The organism is Scytonema sp. NUACC21, from assembly GCF_054684315.1.
The window spans coordinates 1-19,995 of sequence record NZ_BAAFZH010000069.1; the positions used below are offsets into that span (position 1 = coordinate 1).

Genomic DNA, 19,995 nt, shown 5'->3' on the forward strand with positions numbered 1-19,995 from the left:
GGCTAGGACTGAGAGATGTCCCTCTTAAGAAGGATGTCATGAAATATAAAGGATGAAGTTCAAAAGAGCGATCCCTCATTTACCCTTCACGCTTTAAGCTTTTATCCTTCCATAATGATAAGCCCCAAAATTGGTTCCTCCGCTCCGAACTTGCTCCAAGAGAACGCTGTGTTTGGGACAAAGGACGGATTAGGCAAGACTGATTTAGATTTGTTAAGAATTTAACGTGTAATCGTAACTTAAGTCAAGCTCTTTTGAGAATAACTTCTTCCACGGAACAAGCATTGGCACACTCCAAAACTTTCTACCGCAAACTATACAGCCCTAAACTCAATTACTGACCGATGCCTTATCAAGTCAACATTTCTAAATATGAACACTGCTTAGATTACATTCTTGGCAGAGAAAACTCTTAACTCCTCAATATAAGTTTACAATACTATGATGGTAGTATAATAGTAAATTCCGTACCCTCTCCTAATACAGACTGGCAAGTTATTTGACCGCCGTGCTTGTCCACTACTATTTGATGACTGATAGACAATCCCAAACCACTCCCTTTGCCAACGGCGTTATTGGTAAAAAATGGGTCAAAAATTTTACTTTTCACATCCTCTGTCATACCTATACCATTATCCGCAATGCGAATCGCCACTTGCTTATTCTCCTGTCTGAATTCAGTACGAATCCAAATTGTAGGATGGGCTGTCCTGGAAACTTTTTGACCTACACCTTGTAATAAAGCATTAATCGCGTTAGTCAGTAAATTGAGAAACACTTGATTTATTTCTCCAGCATAACACTCCACTTTTGGTAAGCTGCCATACTCCTTAATAACTTGGATAGATCCTAACCTTTGTTGAAGAATCATCAAGGTATTGTCAATTCCTTCATGAAGATTGACATTTTTAATTGTTGCTTCATCTAATCGAGAAAAATTCCGTAAGGATTGAACAATATCTCGAATGCGGGCTGCACCATTCCATATAGAATTTAAAACTTTGGGAATATCTTCTCGGACATACTCCAAATCTATCTCCTCGGCTTTTTCAAAAAATTTTGGTGGAGGTTGTGAAGTTGTTTCGAGAGAAATATCAATTAATTCTAATAAAGATTCAATATAGTTTGATATATGAGCTATATTGCCATAGATAAAATTAATAGGGTTATTAACTTCATGAGCAATCCCGGCAACTAACTGTCCTAAACTAGACATTTTTTCATTTTGGATCAGTTGTAATTGAGTACGACGCAATTCTTCTAAAGCATTTTTTAACTCTTGAGTTCTTTGGGTCACACGTGTTTCCAAAGTTTGGTAGAAACGAGCATTTTCTAAAGAAATTGCAACTAGAGAGGCAATCACTTGTAAAACCTCTAATCTATCTTGAGTAAAAGCACCCTTTATTAAGTTGTTTTCTAAATATAAAATTCCCATCATATTGCCTTTATTAAGAATCGGCAAAACTAGAATAGATTGAGGTTGATTGTGAATTATATATGGATCGAAATTAAATTGAGGATCGCTTATCGCATCGTCTAAAACCAGGTGTGCTTGAGTACAGCTTACATATTTAGTAAGAAACTTTGATAGAGTATCGCACTCATTAATGGGCAGAGATTGGCATACTTTAATATTGCCTTCACTCGTTCTTGAAGCTTCTATAAATAAGTTCTCGTCTTTCTTTTCTATAAAAAATATTTTTTGAGCACCTGCATTTTCACAAACAAGGTACATAAATTTTTCTAGCAAATGCTCCAGAATAATTTCTCCGGAAAGTGCTTGCGATACTTTTAAAATTGTTGAAAAATCAAAATAATGAGTATTCCTAATGCTAGTTGAATTTTGACTTGTAATAGTAATATCTTGAGAGGGTGAGTTAATTTTTTTTATACATAAGTCAGGATAAGACGACTCTAATTCTTGAACTTTAGCTGTAGCACCCCATTTTCTATAACATTGATAAGCTTTTTTTATATATATTTTTGCAAACTCTGGTTTATTTTTACCGAACCAAAACTTTGCCGCCAACTCATTTGCTAAAGCCTCATTTTGAATAAATTCCCACTCTCTCGCGGATTCAATAGCTCGATCGTATAAGTCAATAGCTTCTAAATGATTTCCAGTAATTCTACCTATCTCTGCTTCTATTAAAAGGTATTTGTGCAGGAAATTTTCCGGACAATTATCTACCCAGCGTTTCATCTGCTTTTGATTTTCTTGTAGTTGTTTCCAATATTGAGATTTTACCTCTATTTCATCAAGAGTTGGAAATATGTCAGCTAAAATGAGAGATGTATAAAAATAATATTCAGAATAGGTCGGAAAACCAGAAATAGCTGATAGTATTTTTTTAGACATCAAAACATAATTTAGAGCCTCCCGAGGTCTGTTTAATGTATATAAAGATTGACATTTAAAAACATAATAAAGGCACAAAGAAAATAGATTTTGATTTCTCTCACATTGTTTTAAAACTTCAGTTTCTGTCATGTTAATCTCTGATGTTTCCAATCTATTCCCCATCAACTCATTTATGGCAAACTGCATGACCAATATTGTCTCAGTTACGAGAGAATGTTTTATATTTTCTGCAAATTGTAAACTAGTTAACGCTACTGGTAAGAGAGAACTTAATTCTACTCCTTGAAAAAACAAATTCAATACTTTGCTGAAGAGATTATACCCAACAAATTGGAGTTCTCCTGATTCTAAGCCGACTTGATAACCTTCATGATTAATATCTGCTGCACCTTTTATATGCTTTGACCAGGAATGGAGAATAGCGCCAAGCATAAAGCATGATTTACTTTTTTGGGCTCGATCGTCGAATTTTTCACTTAATTTATAAGCATACAATCCAAATTCGTATCCAGTTTTATAATCTCCAAAGAAATTTCCAAGAATAGCACCGTAGTTACAATAGCCTTTTACTGATTCAGGAATATTACCGTATTTTAAGGAAAGATTAACTGCTTTTAGGGTAATAATAACTTTTAGCTCTATATTAGAGGTGATACTAACGCCTATCTCTACATTTATTAGCAGTTTATAAGCTACTTTTTTCTCTTCAATTTCCATAACTGGTAGATTGATGATTGAGGATATTTCTCGATTGCCTAAGGTTTGTTTAATTTCTTCCATCTCAGCATCTGTAGCTGCTGGGAAATTCTCTTTAGGCAATTCAATTCCTAATAATCTCAAACCTTCTATTCCTGCCTGAATAGCATCATAAAATCTTGTTTGCCAAGTGTATTGTAAAACTATAATATTGTATAAATCTGCTTTTTCAATATGGGATTCGGCACGTTGAATTGCTGTAAAAATTAAAAATTCTGCTTTCTCAAAATTTCCATTAATAAACTCCATTTCTGCTGTTTCTTTATACAAAGTTATTGTCACATCATATTGTGTTTGCCAACTATCTTCGGTCAATAAGTCCATTGCTAACCTCAAATATTTGGCAGCAGGTTCATAGGCAGAAGAATCTTTTGCTTTACGCCCTGCTAGAAGGTTTAATTGCAATAACTCATTCCGTTGGGCTTGATTGTTAAGGTCAATAATTCCTAAATTGAGTTGGTTAATAATATCAAATATGTTATCTTGTAATTCCTCTTTGGATGTGTTCTCTAACAGCAATTGCCCAATGCGATGATGAGTCAATCGCTTTTGTTCATCGGGAATTAAACCATAGGCTGCTTGTTGTACGCGATCGTGCAAAAAACGGTATTCCAATCTTGACTCATCAAAGCTAAAGTGTTGAAGTTCATTACAGTCAAATAAAAGTGGAACTTTATAATCTTTAGTTAATGGTAAAATCAACCCCTGTTGTAGTGCTAACCACAGGTTTTCCGCTACTTCTAAAATAGATTTTGCTGTGGCGATCGCCAGTACATCTAATTTAAAACTAGCGCCGATACAAGCTGCATAAGTTAAAATTTCTTGTGTGGATTTGGGCAATTTATTTAGATGACGGGATATGAGTTCTACAACACCCAAATCCGTAATTCCTATAGCCTGGATCTGCTCAAAATTCCACTGCCAGCACTGCAAGTTAAAGTCAAACACTAAAAGCTGTTCTTGTTGCAGTGTTTTTAACATCTGTATGAGAAAAAATGGATTGCCAGCAGTTTTATGAAACAATAAGGATGCGAGTTGCTTTGTTTGGTCAGTTTCAGGTTGGCAGAGAGTATCGCATAACAGTTGATTGATGTAAATTAAATCTAAGGGTTTAACCACGATATGATTTACTCTTGTCCCCGTTCTCTGTATTTCCTCGACTGTTTGCATTAAAGGATGAGATAGGTTAACCTCGTTATCCCTATATGCACCAATCAAAAGCAAATACTGACTTTCAAGATTGCAAATCAACATTTGCATTAATTTGAGTGAAGCAACATCTGCCCACTGTAAATCATCCAAAAAAATGACAAGGGGATGTTCTTTTTGAGTAAAGACGCGGATAAATTTTTGAAAAACTAAGTGAAATCGGTTCTGTGCCTCAGTCAGTTCTAGCTTTTGCACTGGGGGTTGCTTTCCGATAATCAATTCCAATTCTGGAATCACATCAACAATCACCTGTCCGTTATTTCCCAAAGCAGTTTGTAGTTTGTTTCTCCAACCTTGTAGCGATTCCGGATCCTGAGTTAATAACTGACGCATCAAAAATTGAAATGCCTGAGTAATCGAGGTATAAGGAATGTTGCGCTTGAACTGGTCAAATTTACCTGCAATGAAGTAGCCCTTTTGCCGCACAATCGGTTTGTGAACTTCATTCACTAAAGATGATTTACCAATCCCAGAATAACCAGACACTAACATCATTTCACTTTTGCCCAGACTAGCGCGATCGAAAGCTGCTAGTAAAGTTTCAACTTCCTGAGTTCGTCCGTATAGTTTTTGAGGAATAAGTAATGCGGGAGTACGGTTTCTTTCCCCAGGAATAAAGTTGGCAAGTTCCTCAGCGTTTGTCAAATGTTGTTGGACAAATTCCAAATCAGCTTTAAGTCCCCTTGCGCTGTGGTATCTGTCCTCAGCATTCTTTGCCATCAGTTTCATGACAATAGCAGCAATGGGAGATAAAATTTCTGGATTGAGTTGCTTGATGGGAATAGGAACTTTGGCAATATGGCAATATACTAACTCTAGTGGGTCATTACTCTGAAAAGGTAATTCACCTGTAAGCATTTCATAGAAAGTGACACCTAAAGAGTAAAAATCCGTGCGATAGTCTAATGTCCGGTTCATCCTTCCAGTTTGTTCCGGAGACATATACGCCAAAGTCCCTTCAAGGTGTTGAGTTTGTATGAGTTGCGGCGTTTCGCGATCGAGTTGACTCGCAAGGCTGAGGTCGGCTAATTTGACAACTTCAGTTTCGGGATTGATAATTATATTTGCTGGTTTAATGTCTTTGTGAATAATATGATGGGAATGTAGGTCTGCCAGTGCTTGTGCCAATTGTATAGCAATGTCCAAGAAAGTTTCTAAATCTAACTTTGTTGTATTCAACAGCTGCTTGAGAGATTTTCCGCCAAAATCTTCAAACACCAGCCCCAAACGATTTTTATAACTTGCTATTCCTAAAGCCTTGACAACACCAGGTAGATTTAAATCTTTTTCGATTTTGTATTCATGCTTGAGGTAAGCAATCTCTTCTAAAGACGGATCGTCAGATTTGAGAACTTTGAGAATTACAGGCTGTTGACTCTCTAGCGATGCACCCCGATAGACAACACTGTGAATGCCTTCATGAATAATCTCAGTTAAGTTATAGTCGTCTGGAAACAATTGGGTTGCAAGCATTCTCTAGACTTCCTCATAGACTCAAAGTTATCCCAAATCTATGATTCCCAAAGTCTGCCAGCTTTTAACTCAACTACCGTAGTTCATTGGCAAATTCTATACCTGCTCAAGTATTCCCATGCGTTTATCGGAGTACGTCAATCCCAGGTTGACACGGGACGCAGCACATCGGGAATTTCCCCTTGAGATAGAGGAAACTCCAGTACAGTTTCTTTCAATCCCAAATAACCCGACTCCGTAAACGACAAGAGCATCCGCGTCAATGCAAACCAAACTTCAGGCTCGTATTCCCAGTCTCCATAGCGGTTAGCTCTACCAGCTATGGAACGCAATGCCCAAAAATAGCTGTTCCTAACTACGGAACCGCCTTTTTTATACACAGGAACATCTTCCTGGTGAAGAAAAAGCACGTTGTTTTCAATTTTAGCTCTCATGAATGCATTGTAATTTACCTGGAGTGGTATCGTCGGCAAAATATTTTTGTGTCTTTTAGAGGGTGTAAGCGTTTCCCGATAATCGAGTAACCTCTAATTATAATCATAAACATTACATTGTTTCGGAAAATTCATGCGACAACGGTTGTCAATATCACCAGAGGAGAAAAAAGAACTATTTCACACAGAACTTGTCAAACACGGCGTAAGCTACTATGAAGCTGCACGAGTTGCCAGTATTTTAGCATCTGAAACCCCAGATCGGCTTTTAACTCCTGAGGAGATACAATTAACCAAAAAAGTCTGTAAAATCTGGTTCATGCAACACAAGCGTTTGATTTCACTTCTGAAGTAAGTAGGTTCTACTTTTAGCTATTTAGTAAATCTCTCATCTAAAATTTTTATCGTAACTGTAAATTCTAAGTTAGAAGAAATACAATTGCTAAATATTGGATGTCAAACCTAGACGAAAAGTTAACCCAGGGCTGTAAGTACGATTAACTCGCTCGTATTGTTCATCGAATAAATTTTCCAAGTAGACACTTAATCCCAAAGTTCTTGTAATCGGAACGCGAGCACTAAAATCCAAATTCAAGAAAGACGGGGTAAAGTCTGTAATCCTATCTCCAGGTCTCGTAAATAGGGCACGACGAGCACCACTAGAGTAAGTTGCATACAAATTTGCCTGCCAGCCGCCACCTTCGTAACCGATACCAACAGAGGCTACAGAGTAAGGAATCAACCCTAATTGCAAACCTCTTTCCGATCCCGTTTTAATTTCAGCGTCTGTGTAGGTGTAATTGAGAAAGGTTGACCAGCCAGAGCCTAGTTTCCACCGCAATGCTGCTTCTAAACCATTGGTGTTAACTAATCCAATATTTTCCCATCTTCCTTGTACGACTCCCAAGCGATTATCTAAACTACTACCAAAATATGTAAATTGACCTGTCAAACTATCAGAAAATAGGATATCTATTCCAGCAGTCCAAGAAGAACCGGTTTCTGGTTCCAGATTCGGGTTAGGCAACCAACCGTGTACTGTATCATAGGCATACAATTGGTCTAATCCAGGATTGCGCTGTCCTCCTGCCCAACTTCCTCGTATGGCAAATGTTGAATTGATAGCATATTTGAACCCTACACTGGGATTGAGATAATTTCCAAATTCACTATCAAAGCTTTGTCTTAACCCTACATCTAGCAAAAAACTATCGCTAACATTCCAAGTTGTTACAGCAAAGAGTGCGGTGTTTAACAAATTTCGGTTTTCAGTTTCATTCAAAGCGATGCGGTTGGGAACTGTACTCAATGTCTCAGCCGTTAACCAGGTATTTTTTAAATCCAACCCCCACCGCAATTTATTATTTGGTGTTATTCGCCACTCATGATCCACCCGAGTTGAAAGGAGTTGGGTATCCAAAGTTCCAGTACGGTAAAATTGACCGCTAGGACCATAAGTGTTGAAGTAGTCTTGGTTGTAACCTATTGTGGTTGTTAAAATAGAATTATTACCATTACCAATTTGGCTTCTCCAAGACAAGCCAATATTTAAGCCATCGCGGTTTAAGCGATCCCTCTGTAAAGGAAACCCAAAGTACACTAATCCCCTACGACTGCTTAGGGTACTCACGTCTAAACTAACAGTATTCCTATCATTTAGATCTAAGGCAAGGCTACCAAAATACGTGCTAGTTGCTGTATCTGCATTAAATAAATATCCTTCGGTATCGCGATTTGCTGCACCAACAGGAACACGGTAACGGTTATCTACAAAATACCTTTCAAAGCTGAAGTTGTATCTTAAAGAACTAATTGAACCTGCATAGCTAAATTGTTGATTATTTAAATTCAACGAGCCAAATTCCGCTGCCCCATTGAATCGAGGCACAGTACTACCTTGTTTGGTAATGATGTTAACAACTCCTCCAAAGGCTGAAGAACCATATAGCGTGGAAGCCGCGCCACTGTATAATTCTATTCGTTCAATAGACTCTACAGGAATGCTATTTAGATCGGTCGTTCCGTGATAGGTGTTGACATTATTATTAATCGGTCTTCCATTTATAAGAAAGACAGATTGATTTATTGAAGCTCCTCGGTAATACGTTCCTGTGTGGATATCAGCACCATAACCTGCATCGTTAACAGCAAATCCCGGTAACTTCTTCAAAACATCAGCTACACTTGAAGCACCTTGCTTTTGAATCTCCTCTTTTTCAATAACGTATGTTGGAGCCGATTGAGGGATATTATCTTCTTTACCTGTCACATCTATAATAATGTCGGCATCTTCATTGTCGTTGACTGTGGGTTTTGAATCTTCTGTAGAGGAGTTGGAATCGTCAGTTGTTTGAGGTGTTGTGGAAGGAACTGTAGGCGTTTGAGTCAGGAATTTTGCACTCGTCAATGGTTTTTCTATTTCATTTAAAGACCGGATATTTGATGTCTTATCTGTAACAGAATTTTTTTGATAAAACTTAGTATCCTGTGCGACACTAATACCAGCCAAAGCAAAGCTAGAAAATATAACTTGAAAAACCAGAAAAGTCAACTTCACTCTTTACCTCACCACACCCAATTAGTATTTCACGGTCTTGACAATATAAGCTATAAGTGTATAAACAACACATAACTTTAGTCAGAGCATATGTATACTTACGAATAGGGGGAATTCTTGTCAAAAGACAAGCTGTCAAACTTCCTCTGTCCTTTGTCCTTTGTCATTTGTCATTTGTCATTTGTCCCTTAATATTGAACGCTTAGCACCCCTTGCACGTAGTTGTGGTTTTGACATTCAAATTTCCAGGTGCAAGATGTGAGTTAATAAAGTGCGGTTTGTTTTCCCTGGTCTACTTACTGTTTCCCTAAATGTTTGCTACACATTATTCTTCCATACTTAGAGCATCAGTCCAGTCATGCTAAAAACCCAGTTTTTATTTGTGTAAAGACCGAACTTTTGTTGGCTCAACACAAAGAAACTGGGTTTCTTTATCCTCTTAAATAATGAATTGGTGCTCTAGTCGCATTATTGCCTGGGCGTTGGCAAACCGCGACGTTCAAGAATCCGCCTTACCTCAGGGCTGGGGGTGTATTGATAGCCATAAGAAGAGCGCTCGGTGTCATCCATAATCTGAGGTGTGAGCAACACTATTACTTCATTACGCTGGTTAGTTTTGTTTGTTCTTCTAAATAAAGAACCTAGTAGAGGAATATCACCTAAGATAGGTACTTTAGACACACTGACTCGATCTGATTCTTGAATAATACCACTAAGAATTAAAGTTTGACCGTCCCGCAAGCGAATGAGACCGGATCGGAGACTTCTTTCTGCTAGCAAAGTAATGTCACCATCCCCAGGTGTTGGTACTGTACCAGAAGGAGCAGACACCGTAGGTGCAACAGATAAGGAAACAAAACCGTTATCATCTATTCTGTCAACTTTGACTGCAACGGTTAGACCAGCATCTTTAATAATAGGTTCTCTATTAGCGATAGATGATGTACCTTGTGTTGACGATCCACTTTGCGATGTGATTTTAACACCTCCATATACTTGTGCTGTTAACTTTACTAAAGCCTCTTCCCCTTCTTGAACTGTGAGAGTTGGGTCAGTCAAAATCTTGGCATTGCCAGTCGTAATTTGAGCTTGCAAACTAGCAAGCAAGCGTTTGGGGAACTGGAATAGGGTTGGCAAAGATGCTACAGCTGTACCAAGAGTACCTTGTGTTACGCTAGGGTTGCCATTCGCATCAAAAGTGACAATGTTATCTTTTGCTGGAGTAATTTGAGAGAAACCGGGCTGCAATGGGTCTCCAGTAGGAGGAACGGGTTTATAAAATGTACCTGTACCTGGGTTTTGTGTTCTAAAGGTATTACCATTTCGATCCACGACTATAGTACCAGGTGCCGTTCCTGGAATATCTACTGATTGGTTTGGGTCAAAGAATGGTGCGCCTTGAACCGGATTCTGGATAACTGGTGTCTCAGTTACACTGTTTCTTGCTTCACCTGCAGTAGCAGGTCTGGCACCACCGAAGTTTAATGCTGCTGCGCCACCATCGTTGACAAAGAAGTTGTTGCCAATACCAAAAGAGAAACTGGTGTTAAAGTCATGGGTTCCCAAGAGGTTAACATCAATAACCTTGACATTAACTGCTACTTGACGGCGACGGACATCTAACTGGGTCAGCTGAGCCATCGCAATATCAATAAGTCTGGCAGAACCAATTAAAGTCACTGAGTTAGTGCGTTGGTCGCCTGATGCCTGTAACCCGCGTAGTAAAGGCGTTGAATCCTGAAACTCAGTACGCAAAGTCTCTATTTTAAGTTCTGTTGTTGTCTGGCTTTGAGTGACTGCTGTATTAGCGGCACCTCCCACAGGGACAGCATTAACACTGGTTACCAATCGTTCTCGGGTGATTGCACTCTCTGCTCCTAATGCCACCAAAAAGCTCAGAGCCGTATCTACCTTGACTTGGTTGAGGCGAATATTTCGCATGATAACATCACGGGTGGCATTAGGCAGTTTAGCTCCAACAAAAACCGTGCGCCCGCTGCGGTTAGCTTCCAAACCACTTAAGCGCAAGACATAGTTAAAAACATCTTGCACTGGCTCATTTTCTATATCCAAGGAGATTGTCGGTCCATCACCTGTACTTCCGCTTTGACCTCCCGCTTGTCCCCCTGCTTGTCCTCCTGCTGCACCCCCCGCATACGCTAAGTTAAGACCGGCAGCACGGGCTAGTAGAGACAAGACTTCACGCACGGGTGCATCTCGCAACACCAAACGAGGTACCCGTTCTTGAGTTCCTAAATCAATGACGCTGGGAGAGGCATCCATATTGGAAATTGCAATATCTCCCACTGGTGGCGCAACGGCTCTAGGTAAGAAAGGTGGTGCCTGATAGTTACCTGGATCGACACCAGACGCAGCAGCTGGTGTGCCGTTAACGGTCACTTTCGGGTTGGGAACAAGAACCTCTGGCTGCTGATTTTGACTGGGTGCTACTGGAATAGGTGTGGCTGCTTGCTGGCTTGCTGTTGCCCCTGGTGAAGCTTGTGAAGTTGGAGCCTTCGCCTGGGTTCCATTTGATGGGCTAATGCTTAGGGTAATTTTGTCTTGCTTTCTCTCCGCAGGTTGGCTGGTAGGGGCGCTATTAGTTCCCGTGATTATCATCCGGACACTATTGGCATCGAGCTGATTGATGACAATTGAAGCAATTCCCGGAGATGGATTGTCTTGGCGAAAACTATTACCTTTCGATAGCCGCAGCCGAGTATTAATAATATCTGCTACTAGGGCATTACCCCTTTGTGTCGTAAAAATTTGTGGGCGCGAGCCTGAGGAGGTTGTTAAGACAACGTTCACTCCTCCTTCAGCAGGACTTAGTTTGACTCCAGTAATTTGAGTTGTTTCCGCCCATACTGGCTGAGCCGCTATCATTACAACTGCGGCAACACCAAATACTAAACCATTACCGTGAAGCTGTTTCACAGTTCATTCCTCACATCAGAAAATTATTAAGAAAAATTTAGAGTAATTGTGCCTTGTAACCGAAACAATTTTAGATTTTTGTTTTTAGGTTGCTGCTTGGTTAACTGACAAATCAAAAGAAGATACTTTATATATTTCCCGCTAATTTTGTAAAATTAACAGTTCTTTTGCATTGGGTTTGTTAAATTTAGTTTCTCATGAAGCTGTTTGAAATCGTGCCGTAGAATTACGGAAGAAACAGAAAATAATTCATATTTCCTCGCTAAATTTTTGTTACATATAATGATTCTCTCTACCACTAGGAAAATCAAGATTTAGCATTCAAGGTAGGTTGGGTTGAGGAACGAAACCCAACTTTTGACCAATGGTGTTGGGTTTTTGGGATAGTGATTTGCATGACGGATGGTGTTGGGTTTCGCTGCGGCTCAACCCAACCTACGATGTTATTCTTAATTTTTTTGGGATGGGCATCCTTGTCTGTTTGTGTGATTTGCATGACGGATGGTGTTGGGTTTCGCTGTGGCTCAACCCAACCTACGGGCTAATGGTGTTGGGTTTCGCTGTGGCTCAACCCAACCTACGATGGTTATTGACTGTTATTTCTTGGCAGCAATCGCTTTGGCTGTCTCTTCTGGGCTCATCGGCATCAATGCTTGTAATTGGAAACTAGTCCTAATGGGTGCCGATCCAATCCGACGTATCGGTTTGTCCTTGTCTGTCGAAGTCTCTTCTGGTGCCAATGCTGATTGATAGTCTTTGACTATTAACAAAGGCTGTAACCGCTCTATATTGCGAAGAATAGATTGTGTTTGTTCGTAGGTTCCAAAAACATCAATAGTGATATTGGTGCGTTTTAGCTTGCCATTTACAAGAGGTCCAAGGCTTCCATCCATGATTGGTTCTGCTTTTCCAGAAGCAGGTACGTATTTCTTGAGTTTTGCTCTCGTCCCATTGGCAGGAACTTGGCTGTTACCAGACTCTACCAATCTATTGATATCAAGCAACAATGTATCTAAGGTTTTTTCATTAGCAAACAGACCTAAAACTTGAACTTGTTGCTGTTTTGCCAACAGCTGCTCTTGTTTTACTTTGTCAATTTGTTTAATAGCAGCTTTCTTTTGGTCAATGTCCGTTTGTATTTCGGTCTGTTTGGCTTGCTGCTGCTGGAAAGTATCCCATGTTGGCATGAGCATATTCATGACCATATATACGGCGGCTGCAATTCCCACAAACCCTAGGGCAATTCCACTGACTTTAGGTGTTAAAGAAATTCCAAAAATAACGGGGTAGCTGGGGGTAGCTGCATTAAATTCCCTGCTTTGTTCTATATTTAAATCTTCACTCAGAGTCATCTTTGAATGAGTCCTGTTTTTTGCATACTGCGAATCCGAGTTACTAATCCCACTGTGCCTTTCTGCTCTAATTCCCGCATTAACTCGGAAGCGGGAATATCACTCATACTGGATTGAATAGTGTATCTAACTACTTGAGGTGGTTTAAATCCTTTTGGAAGGGTAATTCCAAACGGTACTGGTGCATCTACCATCTCTGCTGTGGCAATTCTTGTCTCAGATGCTTTTAAAAAATGAGACTGTTGCAAAGTCAGCATGAAATCGTTGACATCATTGAAGGTACGAGCCAATCCAACAATTTCTATACCTCCTGCAGGATTGGGTACTGGTTCTCCATCGACTGGGGTTGCAGGTGGAGTTTGTTTGATGTTCTGAATTTGGACTGACGCTGGAATGCGATCGCGCAAATCTTGCAACATGGCTGACCAAGGACGAATTTGGTCAAAAACGGTGACTAAAGCCTGAGTCACCTCCTTAATTTTGCTGGTTTCTTGCTTGATTTTGTTAATATTTCCTATTTGTGTTTCAAGGGATTGTTTCTCCTGCTCCAGTTGGGCGATCGCTACCTCCAATTCAGAATTTTTCGCTTGTAAAATAAACCAAGTCGTACCCACCAAACCCGGTAAAGCGATCGCCAATCCCAATCCTATAAACAAAGGAGTTAAATCTCCTGTTGGGAGAGATATCTTAACTTTTGGCTTCTTTTCAGAAGATTTGTAATAGGCTGGGCGATCTTTCAGAAAGTTAATATCTAGACTGTACATCCCTCACACCTCTCGCATTCCTAAACCAAGGACTATTCCCAACCCAGGGCGTTCTACCGCAGGGTATTTTTCCTCATCAACTTCCAATGACAAAGCGCCTACCGGATCTATATGAGAGCTTGGTAAACTCAATCTTTGTGTAAAAAACTCATCTAACTGTGCTAGTCCGCCTCCCGGTCCTGCTAGCAGAATCTGCGCGACCTCAAGATTTTCACTCTGATTGAGATAAAAATCGATAGAACGGCGCAGTTCATCGGTGAGTTCTCCCAACACCCTGATCGCAGCAGCCATACCTGGATTAATTTCAGTGACACCAGTCTTTCCGCCATCTACAGGGGTTGAAGGAATCGTCATTCCTTGCAACAATTCCATATCCCGTGACACGGGTAAATTCATCGCTTTTGACAAAGCAATTTGCATTTGATAAGTCCCGATAGGCACTGTGCGGGAAAACTGCGGCACTCCATTGACAATAATGGCAATTTCTGTATTGTCAAATTCGATATCCACAAGCACTGCTGCTTCTTGTGGTCCAAATTGTCGGAGTTGATCGCGAATCGTCCGAATCAAAGAAAAACAGTTAATCTCCAAAACATCAATTTGCAATCCCGCCTGCTCGAAGGTACTGATATAGGTATCGGTAATTTCCTTGCGAGTTGCAACTAAAAGCACCTGAACCTTTTCAATACCATCCTCATCTACAAAATACCCAAGTTTCTGATAATCCACATCAGCTTCTTCACGGGGATAAGGTAAATACAAACCAGCCTCGTGGTTGAGTACCATCTCTCGGAGTTCCTTATCATCCAACTCAGCAGGCACGGGTATGAGACGCACAATAGAATCCCGTCCCGGCACAGCAGTCGCAACACGAGAAGCCTTAATCTTATTATCCGCCAGCAGCTGCTGGATCAATTGGGCCATTGCTGGCGGGTCAGTAATTTGACCATCAACAATCACACCTTCAGGAACTGGCATTGATACTAAATTTTCTAGTTTCACACCTTGGCGTTGCTTGCGGATTTGAGCTAAATTTACACGTTGTGGTGAAAGTTCTATCCCCACCCCACCTTTAGATTTGTTAAATAAATTATTGAGTTGTTTAACCACAGTTTTACCACCGGAATGCTAAGTAAAAAAATGAATAATATAAAAGATTAATACGATTGCTCCTTTTTCCTCCCCCGTTAGAATACCTAAAAGCATAGAATCGTCCTCAGTCATTTGTCCTTCGTCATTTGTACTGAACCAGGAACTAAGGACAAAAAACCAACGACTAAAGACAAAGAACAAAAGCAAAATGATTCAAATTCAAAAATTCAAAACATTTACTGTTTGGTTACTACTTGGTTTATTAACAAGCTGGATTGTCAGTTGCAGCACGGGAAATGTCAGCACAAATACAAAACAGGCATCATCAGCAGCCGCAAACATTGAGTTTTGGACAATGCAACTCCAACCTCAATTTACTGACTACTTCAAAAGCCTAATTGCCTCCTTTGAGTCAAAAAATCCAGGTATAAAAGTCACCTGGGTTGATGTGCCTTGGGCTGCAATGGAAAACAAGATTTTAACAGCTGTTTCAGCAAAAACGCCACCAGACGTTGTAAACTTAAATCCGGATTTTGCTTCTCAACTTGCAGGACGAAATGCCTGGTTGGACTTAGACGCAAAAATCTCAGAAGTAGAGCGTTCCTCCTACTTGCCCAATATTTGGAAAGCTAGCACGCTAAATGGTAAGAGTTTTGGTATTCCCTGGTACCTCACCACGCGGTTAACCATTTATAACACCGATCTATTAAAACAGGCAGGTATTAATAAAACACCTGTCACATATACTGAATTAGCACAAGTCGCCCAACAAATTAAGAACAAAACTGGCAAGTATGCCTTTTTTACGACCTTTGTTCCTCAAGACTCCGGTGAAGTCCTAGAGTCCTTCGTACAAATGGGCGTCACGTTAATAGATAGTGAAGGAAAAGCTGCCTTTAACTCCCCACAAGGGAAAGCAGCATTTCAATACTGGGTTGACTTATACAAAAAGGGGCTACTTCCCAGGGAAGTTCTGACACAAGGGCACCGTCATGCCGTAGATTTGTATCAAGCTGGGGAAACTGCATTACTATTTTCTGGTGGAGAGTTCCTAGAGACCGTTGCTAAAAACGCACCAACAATAGCCAAAGTTTCTGCAACTGCACCACAAGTCACAGGTGAAACTGGTAAGAAAAATGTTGCCGTTATGAATGTCGTCATACCTCGGGACAGCAAACAACCTGATGCTGCTCTTAAATTCGCCTTGTATCTTACTAACGATACGAACCAGCTTTCCTTTTCCAAAGCAGCCAACGTTCTTCCTTCTACAGTCAAATCACTTTCTGATAGCTACTTTAAGGATGTACCCGCAACCGCCTCAACCTTAGATAAGGCACGTGTTATTAGCGCACAAGAGTTGCAGCAAGCAGAAGTTCTCACTCCCAGGTTAAAAGACATAAAACTTTTGCAAAAGACAATCTACGAAAACTTGCAAGCAGCTATGCTGGGCGAAAAGACAGTAGATAAAGCTGTCGAGGATGCAGCAAATGAATGGAATGGTAGGTTGAGTTGAGCAAAGCGCGAAACCCAACAAAATGAGTAGGGTGGGCAATGCCCACCATTCTTATGGTACAGACATCTTGCCCGCTTATGAAGGACGGGCGAGACGACCATCCCACATTTCTTACTCTCACAGATTTACTACGTTTTATCAAGTTCTTGTGCAATCTTTTTTTCATAGCGTCTCAGAAAATATAATTTGCTAGAAAAGCAGTTCATTATACTCATAAAGTCATCCATAAGCTCCTGATGAGGCGTTTTGTAAGAATTGTTTAACACAACGATAGAGCAGTTGTTTAAATTGCAAAACCATTCGATAAAATCAAATCCAAACCGAGCTAGGCGGTCTTTATGAGCAACAACAATAGTATCTACCTCCCCATTAGCAACGCGCTCCATCAGTTGGATAAATTTTTTTCGCTTAAAATTCAAACCAGAACCTAAATCTGTAATGCACTCGCTTTCAGGGTATTTCTTGCCAAGATAATCTACTTGGGCTTTTAGATCGTCTTTTTGGGATGTAGTTGAAACACGCGCATAAAGAACAGTCGTGGTGCTGTTAGTTTTTATTTTTTCAAGTGAAGCGACAGAATAACGTCGATGCCCCCCTGGAGACTTCAGACATTCTATTTTTCCCTCATTTGCCCAATCTACGAGAGTTCTAGGATGAAATCCATATCTTTTTTGTACTTCTTTTGGCGTTAAAAACATAAAATCGTAGCTAATGTGCCTACATTAGTTATCCTACACAGATTTATTACGTTTTATTAAGAAAAACTACGTTATACTGCTTTTAGAATCCACGACAAAGTAGGGTTTCGTTCCTCAACCCGACCTACCATTGACCATTGACTCCTTGAAAAAATGCCCTATAAGATACAGCGAACCACACAGAACAACGACCTGACCTGTTGAGGAACCAAAAGATGTCTCTAAGGCTGATGATACATCGGGATAAGTAGCGCAAAAGCTCAATTCCGGACATACATTCCAAGCCATTGCAGCTAATTCATTCAGATCGGCTGAAGTAGAATCTGGTACTGGAACCAGAAACAATCTATCACCCGATCGCAGTAAAGCTTTGAAAATATCCTCATGGTCTTTTCGTGCGAGCATCCCCATAATCCAATCCACTCGCTGAGTTTCCAGAGTATCCACATAATCGCGTAAAGCTTGGGCACCACCGGGATTATGAGCACCGTCCAACAATAATTTGTGATTTCTCCAAGTCGTCCATTGAATCCTGCCAAGCCACTTGGTTTTAGCCATCCCATTAACAATAGCTTCCTCAGAAATTTTCCAACCCCGTGTTTGTAAAATTTCCACAGCCCCTAATGCCAAGGCTGTGTTTGCCAACTGAATTTGCCCCTGCAGCACCAATGGAAATTTTATAATTCTTAGATGTTGACTCATCTCCCACTCTGCCCATCCTGGGGCAACTTGACACGCAGGTTGGGGCACAATAACAGGGCATTGTAAGTCTAAAGCACGCGATCGCACAACTTGTTCTGCATCTGCTGGCAAATATCCAGAACTATTTGGATGCGCCCCCGCAAACTCGAAGACCTGAAAAACTTGGAAGCCCAGACAAAGAAACTTCTGGAGCAGCGTTTCCCCGGTCAAAAATTTTATGTTTCCAACAATGTGGAAGACATTCTAGAGCAACAGAAAACTCTTGAATCCGTTTCAATGGCACTGGCTGCAGTGGGAGCTATCTCTCTATTAGTAGGTGGTGTCGGCATCGCCAATATTACCATTGCCACTGTAGCAGAGCGTACTGCTGAAATTGGTTTAAAGCTGGCAATTGGGGCAACAAAGCAAGACATCATGTTGCAGTTCATTTCTGAAGCGGCGCTGTTAAGCTTATTGGGGGGAACTGCAGCGCTGATTACAGTGCATGGGTTGACGTTGGTAGTTGCCAATACTTTTGATTTGCCTTACCAATTTGAAAGCACTACAGCAACGTTGTCCTTAGGATCGGCTCTCTTAGTGGGGGTTGGCGCTGGTTTTCTCCCGGCTCTACGAGCTAGCCAGCTAAGTCCCGTTACGGCTTTGCGTAGCAAGTAGTTAGTAGTTAGTAGTTAATAGTTAGCGTTGACCAATCTCCCTAGATTTTGCCATTAACTTTTTTTATGCCTGTAAGCGTGCCAAACGATTCAGTAAAACCCCAGTGAAAGCGACGACGTTTGAGTAGCGCCACACCTCCAAACAGCCCAATTGCCACCAGTGCCGAGACGTTACCGGGCTCTGGTACGGGTTGCGCTCTCAGAGCTAGCAGCGCTTTATCTGCTTGGATCAAGCCATACCCGCTACGGTTGTCGAAGCCGATTTGTCCTTTCAACGGCTGTGCCGTGTCGCGCAGTACTTTGTATAGTTCGCTAGGGCTGGTATTTGGTGCAGCTTCCAGCAACAAAGCTGCCACAGCAGCTGCGAAAGGAGCTGCCTGGGAACTGCCAAAGAAGGGGTACAAGCCAGTGTCGGAATTCACGGGGAAAGCTTGAGCGTGGTTGAAGGAAATGTCTAGCCCATCGGGAGCGACAAAGTCAGGCTTGATCGAGCCTGCTTGTCCGGCAGAGGAAAAGCTTTCCAATTGTCCCTGTCTCGTTACCCCATCAATTGGAGAAATCTCCTGATTACCGTAGTAGACTGCACCCACACTAGCTGCTCCTGAATTATTGGTATGCCCGAATGCTGGTAAAAATGGATAGTCATTACCATTAGCAGAAAAGTAAGCAACGCCCTGATTAAAGACTTCTGTAATGGCTTGGTTAATTGCTCCCTCTGGAGGCTCTGGCTCGTTGAAGAAAAAGATATCATCTACAATGATGTCTGCCCCAGCCGCCGCTAGTGCTCGCACGGCATTACCAAATCCAGCTAAATCTTCCGGGCTAGCATTAGGAAGTCGCGCATTGGGGGTAGCATAGAACGCTAAGTTTGCTTTAGGGGCAATTGCGTGAATTGTTTGCAGAAGGGCACGACCCTCATCGGTGGGATCGTATTCAGCGTTGACGCCAGGATTCGGATCGGGAAAATCTTGCAAAACGTTAATGGCTGCTGGCAAGTAGCCCTTGGCAATGTTAGTTGCATAGTTGTCTGCATTACCAGCGCTATCAAAACTGATTTCTGAGGTATTGAAGCTATCTGAGATGACGCCGATGGTAATGCCACTGCCTTCTACTCCAAATAAATCTCGCGCTGCCGTTACTCCAGTGGCATCAGCTGCTTGTTTAATCGGTAAAGTGTAGTCCGCTGCTTTGACCTTAGGGATAAAGATGGTTAGGGTTGTTACTACTGCTACAGAGGTAATAGTTCGATCGATCAATTTCATAATAATGTATGATACAGATTTTGGCTCGGTTAACTGTCTAATATAAAAAACTTATATTAACAATATGTCCGTAAAATTATAAAAATGCTTCCTCCAAAACCCGACTCTATTTTATGAGCCAAGATATTCTACAAACTTAAAACTTTCAGCCTTCTTCTTTCCGTTTCAGTAATTGTTCAAGCTTAATAAATTGGCAAAAATATTGCTGAAAAAAATAGTCTCCAGTAGAAC

The 19,995-nt window shown here is 40.9% G+C and carries 13 protein-coding genes and 1 pseudogene; 3 read left to right on the plus strand and 11 right to left on the minus strand.

Annotated features, from left to right (window positions below):
- Window positions 1-439 precede the first annotated feature (439 nt).
- Entirely contained in the window at window positions 440-5,800 is a 5,361-nt protein-coding gene (locus ACYRY3_RS12430) for a trifunctional serine/threonine-protein kinase/ATP-binding protein/sensor histidine kinase (protein ID WP_460201977.1), read from the minus strand.
- A 137-nt stretch (window positions 5,801-5,937) separates the two neighbouring features.
- Window positions 5,938-6,234: a hypothetical protein gene (locus ACYRY3_RS12435; protein WP_460201978.1), complete on the minus strand. Its 297-nt coding sequence runs from the start codon at window positions 6,232-6,234 to the stop codon at window positions 5,938-5,940.
- A gap of 133 nt (window positions 6,235-6,367) precedes the next feature.
- Here ACYRY3_RS12435 and ACYRY3_RS12440 point away from each other — a divergent pair, with 133 nt between their 5' ends.
- The gene (locus tag ACYRY3_RS12440; RefSeq protein WP_460201979.1) at window positions 6,368-6,589 is read left to right on the plus strand and encodes a hypothetical protein; all 222 of its coding nucleotides are present in this window, start codon (window positions 6,368-6,370) and stop codon (window positions 6,587-6,589) included.
- An 87-nt stretch (window positions 6,590-6,676) separates the two neighbouring features.
- Here ACYRY3_RS12440 and ACYRY3_RS12445 read toward each other — a convergent pair whose 3' ends face one another.
- From ACYRY3_RS12445 to pilM, 6 genes are all read right to left on the minus strand, one after another.
- The gene (locus tag ACYRY3_RS12445; RefSeq protein WP_460201980.1) at window positions 6,677-8,791 is read right to left on the minus strand and encodes a TonB-dependent receptor plug domain-containing protein; all 2,115 of its coding nucleotides are present in this window, start codon (window positions 8,789-8,791) and stop codon (window positions 6,677-6,679) included.
- A 468-nt stretch (window positions 8,792-9,259) separates the two neighbouring features.
- Window positions 9,260-11,728 carry an AMIN domain-containing protein gene (locus tag ACYRY3_RS12450; protein WP_460201981.1) on the minus strand — a complete coding sequence of 823 codons (2,469 nt, stop codon included), beginning with the start codon at window positions 11,726-11,728 and terminating at the stop codon, window positions 9,260-9,262.
- Window positions 11,729-12,035: 307 nt separating this feature from the next.
- Window positions 12,036-12,224, minus strand: a complete 189-nt coding sequence (locus ACYRY3_RS12455) for a hypothetical protein (protein ID WP_460201982.1) — start codon at window positions 12,222-12,224, stop codon at window positions 12,036-12,038.
- Between the two features lie 100 nt (window positions 12,225-12,324).
- The gene (locus tag ACYRY3_RS12460; RefSeq protein ID WP_460201983.1) at window positions 12,325-13,080 is read right to left on the minus strand and encodes a pilus assembly protein PilO; all 756 of its coding nucleotides are present in this window, start codon (window positions 13,078-13,080) and stop codon (window positions 12,325-12,327) included.
- Entirely contained in the window at window positions 13,077-13,844 is a 768-nt protein-coding gene (locus ACYRY3_RS12465; protein ID WP_460201984.1) for a PilN domain-containing protein, read from the minus strand. Before ACYRY3_RS12465 ends, ACYRY3_RS12460 begins: the two co-directional genes overlap by 4 nt.
- 3 nt (window positions 13,845-13,847) lie before the next feature.
- Window positions 13,848-14,954, minus strand: coding sequence for a type IV pilus assembly protein PilM (gene pilM, locus ACYRY3_RS12470; protein ID WP_460201985.1), 1,107 nt, complete (start codon window positions 14,952-14,954; stop codon window positions 13,848-13,850).
- 190 nt (window positions 14,955-15,144) lie between these two features.
- On the opposite strand from pilM, the gene ACYRY3_RS12475 reads away from it, so the two are divergent.
- The gene (locus ACYRY3_RS12475) at window positions 15,145-16,449 is read left to right on the plus strand and encodes an ABC transporter substrate-binding protein (protein ID WP_460201986.1); all 1,305 of its coding nucleotides are present in this window, start codon (window positions 15,145-15,147) and stop codon (window positions 16,447-16,449) included.
- Between the two features lie 128 nt (window positions 16,450-16,577).
- On the opposite strand, the gene ACYRY3_RS12480 is transcribed toward ACYRY3_RS12475, so the two are convergent.
- Both ACYRY3_RS12480 and ACYRY3_RS12485 read right to left on the minus strand, forming a co-directional pair.
- Window positions 16,578-17,147 (minus strand): IS607 family transposase, encoded by a 570-nt coding sequence (locus ACYRY3_RS12480; protein WP_460201987.1) that lies wholly within the window; start codon window positions 17,145-17,147, stop codon window positions 16,578-16,580.
- A gap of 114 nt (window positions 17,148-17,261) precedes the next feature.
- Window positions 17,262-17,978, minus strand: a pseudogene (locus ACYRY3_RS12485) (glutamate ligase domain-containing protein); the annotation flags it as partial.
- Between ACYRY3_RS12485 and ACYRY3_RS12490 the strand changes: the two are divergent.
- Window positions 17,979-18,503, plus strand: coding sequence for an ABC transporter permease (locus tag ACYRY3_RS12490; RefSeq protein ID WP_460201988.1), 525 nt, complete (start codon window positions 17,979-17,981; stop codon window positions 18,501-18,503).
- A 40-nt stretch (window positions 18,504-18,543) separates the two neighbouring features.
- Here the strand turns inward: ACYRY3_RS12490 and ACYRY3_RS12495 are convergent, their stop codons facing one another.
- Window positions 18,544-19,764, minus strand: coding sequence for a S8 family peptidase (locus ACYRY3_RS12495; RefSeq protein WP_460201989.1), 1,221 nt, complete (start codon window positions 19,762-19,764; stop codon window positions 18,544-18,546).
- Window positions 19,765-19,995 lie beyond the last annotated feature (231 nt).

Coding starts and splice junctions, on each gene's coding strand:
- ACYRY3_RS12430 (WP_460201977.1), bottom strand. CDS start 5,800: ATGCTTGCAACCCAATTGTTTCCAGACGACTATAACTTAACTGAGATT.
- ACYRY3_RS12435 (WP_460201978.1), bottom strand. CDS start 6,234: ATGAGAGCTAAAATTGAAAACAACGTGCTTTTTCTTCACCAGGAAGAT.
- ACYRY3_RS12440 (WP_460201979.1), top strand. CDS start 6,368: ATGCGACAACGGTTGTCAATATCACCAGAGGAGAAAAAAGAACTATTT.
- ACYRY3_RS12455 (WP_460201982.1), bottom strand. CDS start 12,224: ATGCAAATCACACAAACAGACAAGGATGCCCATCCCAAAAAAATTAAG.
- ACYRY3_RS12460 (WP_460201983.1), bottom strand. CDS start 13,080: ATGACTCTGAGTGAAGATTTAAATATAGAACAAAGCAGGGAATTTAAT.
- ACYRY3_RS12465 (WP_460201984.1), bottom strand. CDS start 13,844: ATGTACAGTCTAGATATTAACTTTCTGAAAGATCGCCCAGCCTATTAC.
- ACYRY3_RS12475 (WP_460201986.1), top strand. CDS start 15,145: ATGATTCAAATTCAAAAATTCAAAACATTTACTGTTTGGTTACTACTT.
- ACYRY3_RS12480 (WP_460201987.1), bottom strand. CDS start 17,147: ATGTTTTTAACGCCAAAAGAAGTACAAAAAAGATATGGATTTCATCCT.
- ACYRY3_RS12490 (WP_460201988.1), top strand. CDS start 17,979: ATGCGCCCCCGCAAACTCGAAGACCTGAAAAACTTGGAAGCCCAGACA.
- ACYRY3_RS12495 (WP_460201989.1), bottom strand. CDS start 19,764: ATGAAATTGATCGATCGAACTATTACCTCTGTAGCAGTAGTAACAACC.